The following is a 4,186-nucleotide window of genomic DNA, read 5'->3' as shown; positions in this document are numbered from 1 at the left end:
AAGATGCCGGCCTATCGGTGCCGCACCTTCTCGGTTGCCACCAACAAATGCCCGATCCTGCCCTATCGCGGCGTCGCGCGCACCGGCGTCTGCTTTGCACTCGAACTGATGCTCGATCTCGTCGCCGCGGAAGCTGGCCTTGAGCCCGGCGACGTTCGCCTGCGCAATCTGCCCGGTCCGGAGCAGATGCCGTTCGACAACATCACCAAGAAGCACTTCGACAGCGGCGATTATCCCGAAGCGATGCGCCGCGCGCTCAAGCAGATCGATGTCGACGCCATCCGCGCGCGCCAGCGCAAGGGCGAAAATGACGGCCGCCTGATCGGCATCGGCCTGTCGATCTATTGCGAACAGGCGGCACATGGCACCTCGGTCTATTCAGGCTGGGGCATTCCCATGGTGCCCGGTCATGAACAGGCGACGGCGCGCATGACGCCCGATGGCGGCCTCGAACTGCGGGTCGGCGTGCACTCGCATGGCCAGGGCATGGAAACCACCATGGCTCAGGTCGCCAACGAGCTGCTTGGAATCGACATCGCAAAAATCCGCCTGGTGCATGGCGATACGACGATGACGCCTTATTCGACTGGCACCTGGGGGTCGCGGGCCATGGTGATGGCCGGCGGCGCCGTGGCCACCGCATGTCACGAACTCGCCGAGCGTGCAAAGAAGATCGGCGCAAAACTGCTGCAGGTCGATGAAGGCAGCGTCGTGCTGGTGGATGGCGAGATCCGCGGACCGAATGGCAGCGTGACGCTGAAGGAGATTGCGCACACCTGGTATCGCCGCCCGCAGGATCTGCCGGGCGATGTCGATCCCGCAGGGCTCGAGGCGACCTCCGGCTATAAGCCGAAGCGCGACACCGGCACATTCAGCTATGCCGCCCATGCCGTGACCGTCGCCGTCGATCCCGATCTCGGCGATGTCGAAATCCTCGACTATGTGATCGTCGAAGACGGCGGCGTGCTGGTCAATCCGATGATCGTCGACGGCCAGATCTATGGCGGCCTCGCCCAGGGCATCGGCACGGCGCTCTATGAGGAGATGCCGTTCGACCGCGCCGGCCAGCCCCTCAACACCACATTGGCGGACTATCTCCTGCCCGGCCCGACCGAAGTGCCGGAGCCATGGCTTGACCACATGGAGACGCCATCGCCCTACACCAAGTTCGGCGTGAAGGGCATCGGCGAAGGCGGTGCCATTGCGCCGCCGGCAGCGATCGGCAATGCAGTCAATGATGCACTGCGCGGCCTCGGCGCCGAGATGCTGCATTCCCCGATCACGCCGAAGCGGATCGTCGAGGCCATCCTCGCCGCGCGCGAAGCGGAAAGGCCGGCAGCATGAAGCCGCCATCTTTCAGTTATGAGCGCCCGCGCGACATTGTCTCGGCCCTGTCCGTCATGACAGGCGCAGAAGGCATGGTGAAAATCATCGCCGGTGGCCAGTCGCTCGGCCCGATGCTCAACCTGCGCCTGGTCGCGCCCGATACCATTCTCGACATCACCGGCATTGCTGAATTGAAGCGCGCCGACATGGATCGCAACGTGCTGACGCTCGGCGCCTGCATCACGCATGCCGATATCGAGGACGGCCGCGTTCCTGATGTGACCCGTGGTGCCATGCAGCGGGTCGCGACCAACATCGCCTATCGTGCCGTCCGCAATCGCGGCACCATCGGTGGCTCGCTCAGCCATGCCGATCCATCCGCGGATTGGGTCTCGTCGCTCATCGCGCTTGGCGCATCCCTGTCGCTGCGCAGCGCCGAGGGTGCCCGGCGCGTGGCCATGCGGGACTTCATCCTTGGTGCTCTGGAAAGCGTGATCGAGCCCGACGAGATGCTGGAGGCCGTGCATGTGCCTGTGATGTCGCCGACAGCGCGCTGGGCCTATGTGAAGAGCTGCCGCAAGACCGGGGAATTCGCCCATGCCATCGGCGCCGTGCTGATTGATCCCGATGCCGGCAAGGCACGGATCGTCATCGGTGCCGTCGAAGCCGCCCCCGTTGTTGTCGATGCCGCCGCAGAGCTTTTCGGCGGCAAGATCGACGGTGACTTCAAATCGCGTTTCGACGCTCGCGTCGCCGACCGGCTGCTGACAAATGCCGGCATGAGTGATGCGGTCGACCGGCATATGCACGTCGCCGTCCTGCGCAAAGCCATTGCGGAGGCCGCATGAACACCGTCGAACTCATCGTCAACAAGCGCAACGTACAGCGCGCCATCGAGCCGCGCACCAGCCTCGCCGACATGATGCGCGACACGCTGGACCTCACCGGCACGCATCTCGGCTGCGAGCACGGCGTCTGTGGCGCCTGCACGATTCTCGTCGATGGCGTGCCGACGCGTTCCTGCATCACCTTCGCCACCGCCTGCGATGGCGCTGACATCACAACCATCGAGGGGCTCGACAACGACGAGATCGCCACCGAGCTGCGTGCCGCCTTCACCCGCGAACATGCCTTGCAGTGCGGTTACTGCACGCCCGGCATGCTGGTCTCGGCACGCGATCTCGTCCTGCGCCTGCCCGAGGCAGACGAAAACGCGATCCGCATCGGCATGAGCGGCAACCTGTGCCGCTGCACCGGTTATGTCGGCATCGTCCGTGCCGTGAAATCGGTGATCGAAGCCCGACGTGCCCGCGACATCGCGTTCGAGCCGCATGCCGGGCGAACTTTGCGTGGCCCCGCAGGTTCAGGACACAACGCCTGCACCGTTTCGCAGAAACTTGCGCCGACAACCCCGATCGCGACCGAGGCTGCCGCCACCATCGCGCCGCTCACCATTCCCGACTTCACACCATCGACGGTGATGGAGCAGAGCTTCACCGTCGCACATCCCCCTGCAAAGGTGTTCGCACTGTTCGACGACATCGCCGCGGTCGCATCCTGCCTGCCCGGCGCGATGCTTTCCGGCACGCCACGCCCCGAGCGCGTCGAGGGCGCCATCAAGGTCAAGATCGGCCCGATCTCCGCCAACTTCAACGGTGCTGCGCGCGTCGCGCGCGATGAGGCCAACCTTGCTGGTCGCATCGTCGGCATCGGCAACGATCAGCGCAGCCGCTCCACGACCCAAGGGGAAATCCGCTACCGGCTCCTGCCGGAGAACGATGGTTCTGCCACGCGTGTCGAACTCGCCATTGGCTACAGCCTGACCGGGATGTTGGCTCAGGTCGGCCGCAGCGGCCTCGTGCGTGATCTCGCGACGCGGCTGGTCGGCGAATTCGCCGCCAATCTCGATCGGCGTTTGTCCGGCGACATGACCGCTGCGCCTGCCGCAGCGGCAGACCTGAACGGAATTTCGCTGGTCTTCGGGCTCCTGCGTGACCGTGCGGCACGATTGCTGCAGCGGCTCACCGGCCGCGGAGGCGCAGCATGAGAGATCGACGCTCGCGCATCACACGCGGCGGCGAGGTTTGGACGGCGCAGTTTTCATCAGCGTTTTACTGGAGGACCACATGATACGGACATTCAAGGCTGCCACGGCAACCGCTCTCGCGCTCGCCTTTCTTGGCACCACAGCCTATGCGCAGACCATCAAGATCGGCGTCAACGAGCCGCTGACCGGCGCCTTCGCCGCGTCGGGCACTTATGTCGTCAATGGCGCCAAGATCGCAGCCGACGAGATCAATGCCAAGGGTGGTGTGCTCGGCAAGAAGATCGAACTCGTCATCGAAGACAACAAGAGCAATCCGACCGAGGCCGCAGCCGTCGCCGAGAAGCTGATCACCCGCGACAAGACGCCCGTGCTGCTCGGCGCCTGGGGCTCCAGCCTGACGCTGGCCGTGATGCCGAAACTCGTCGAGTATGAAACCGCGATGGTCGTCGAGACCTCGTCGGCTTCGAAGATCACCACATCCGGCAATCCCTATGTGTTCCGCATCTCGCCGCCGTCTTTCGTCGAAGCGGCTGCGTTCAAGGGCATCGTCGACAAGCTGGCGCTGAAGAAGGTCGATTTCCTCGTCATCAACAATGACTGGGGCCGCGGCACCGCCGAGGACTTCAGCAAGATGATGAAGGAAAAGGGCATCACCATCGGTCTCACCGAAACCATGGACCAGTCCGCGCAGGACATGAGCGCCCAGCTCGCCAAGATCAAGGCAACGGATTCCGAGACCGTGATCATCACGGCAGCCGTCGATCAGCTGACCCTGATCTTCAAGCAGGCGGCGGCCCTCGGCTTGAAGAAGCG

At 64.3% G+C, this 4,186-nt stretch carries 4 protein-coding genes; all 4 read left to right on the top strand.

Annotated features, from left to right (window positions below):
• Nucleotides 1-1,344 (top strand): xanthine dehydrogenase family protein molybdopterin-binding subunit (locus ACIQ17_RS31595; RefSeq protein WP_398473468.1); only part of this gene is annotated, 1,344 nt, incomplete at its 5' end.
• On the top strand, nt 1,341-2,174 hold the full coding sequence (locus tag ACIQ17_RS31590; protein ID WP_398473467.1) for an FAD binding domain-containing protein: 834 nt from the start codon (nt 1,341-1,343) through the stop codon (nt 2,172-2,174). The genes ACIQ17_RS31595 and ACIQ17_RS31590, both read left to right, overlap by 4 nt.
• The gene (locus tag ACIQ17_RS31585; protein ID WP_398473466.1) at nt 2,171-3,373 is read left to right on the top strand and encodes a 2Fe-2S iron-sulfur cluster-binding protein; all 1,203 of its coding nucleotides are present in this window, start codon (nt 2,171-2,173) and stop codon (nt 3,371-3,373) included. Before ACIQ17_RS31590 ends, ACIQ17_RS31585 begins: the two co-directional genes overlap by 4 nt.
• Nucleotides 3,374-3,452: 79 nt before the next feature.
• A partial coding sequence (locus ACIQ17_RS31580) for an ABC transporter substrate-binding protein (protein ID WP_398473465.1) occupies nt 3,453-4,186 on the top strand: 734 nt, incomplete at its 3' end.

It is taken from the genome of Tardiphaga sp. (genome assembly GCF_044340795.1).
GTDB lineage: Bacteria > Pseudomonadota > Alphaproteobacteria > Rhizobiales > Xanthobacteraceae > Tardiphaga.
The sequence above is the reverse complement of the archived record's forward strand: the minus strand, read 5'-3'. Positions and strand labels throughout refer to the sequence as shown.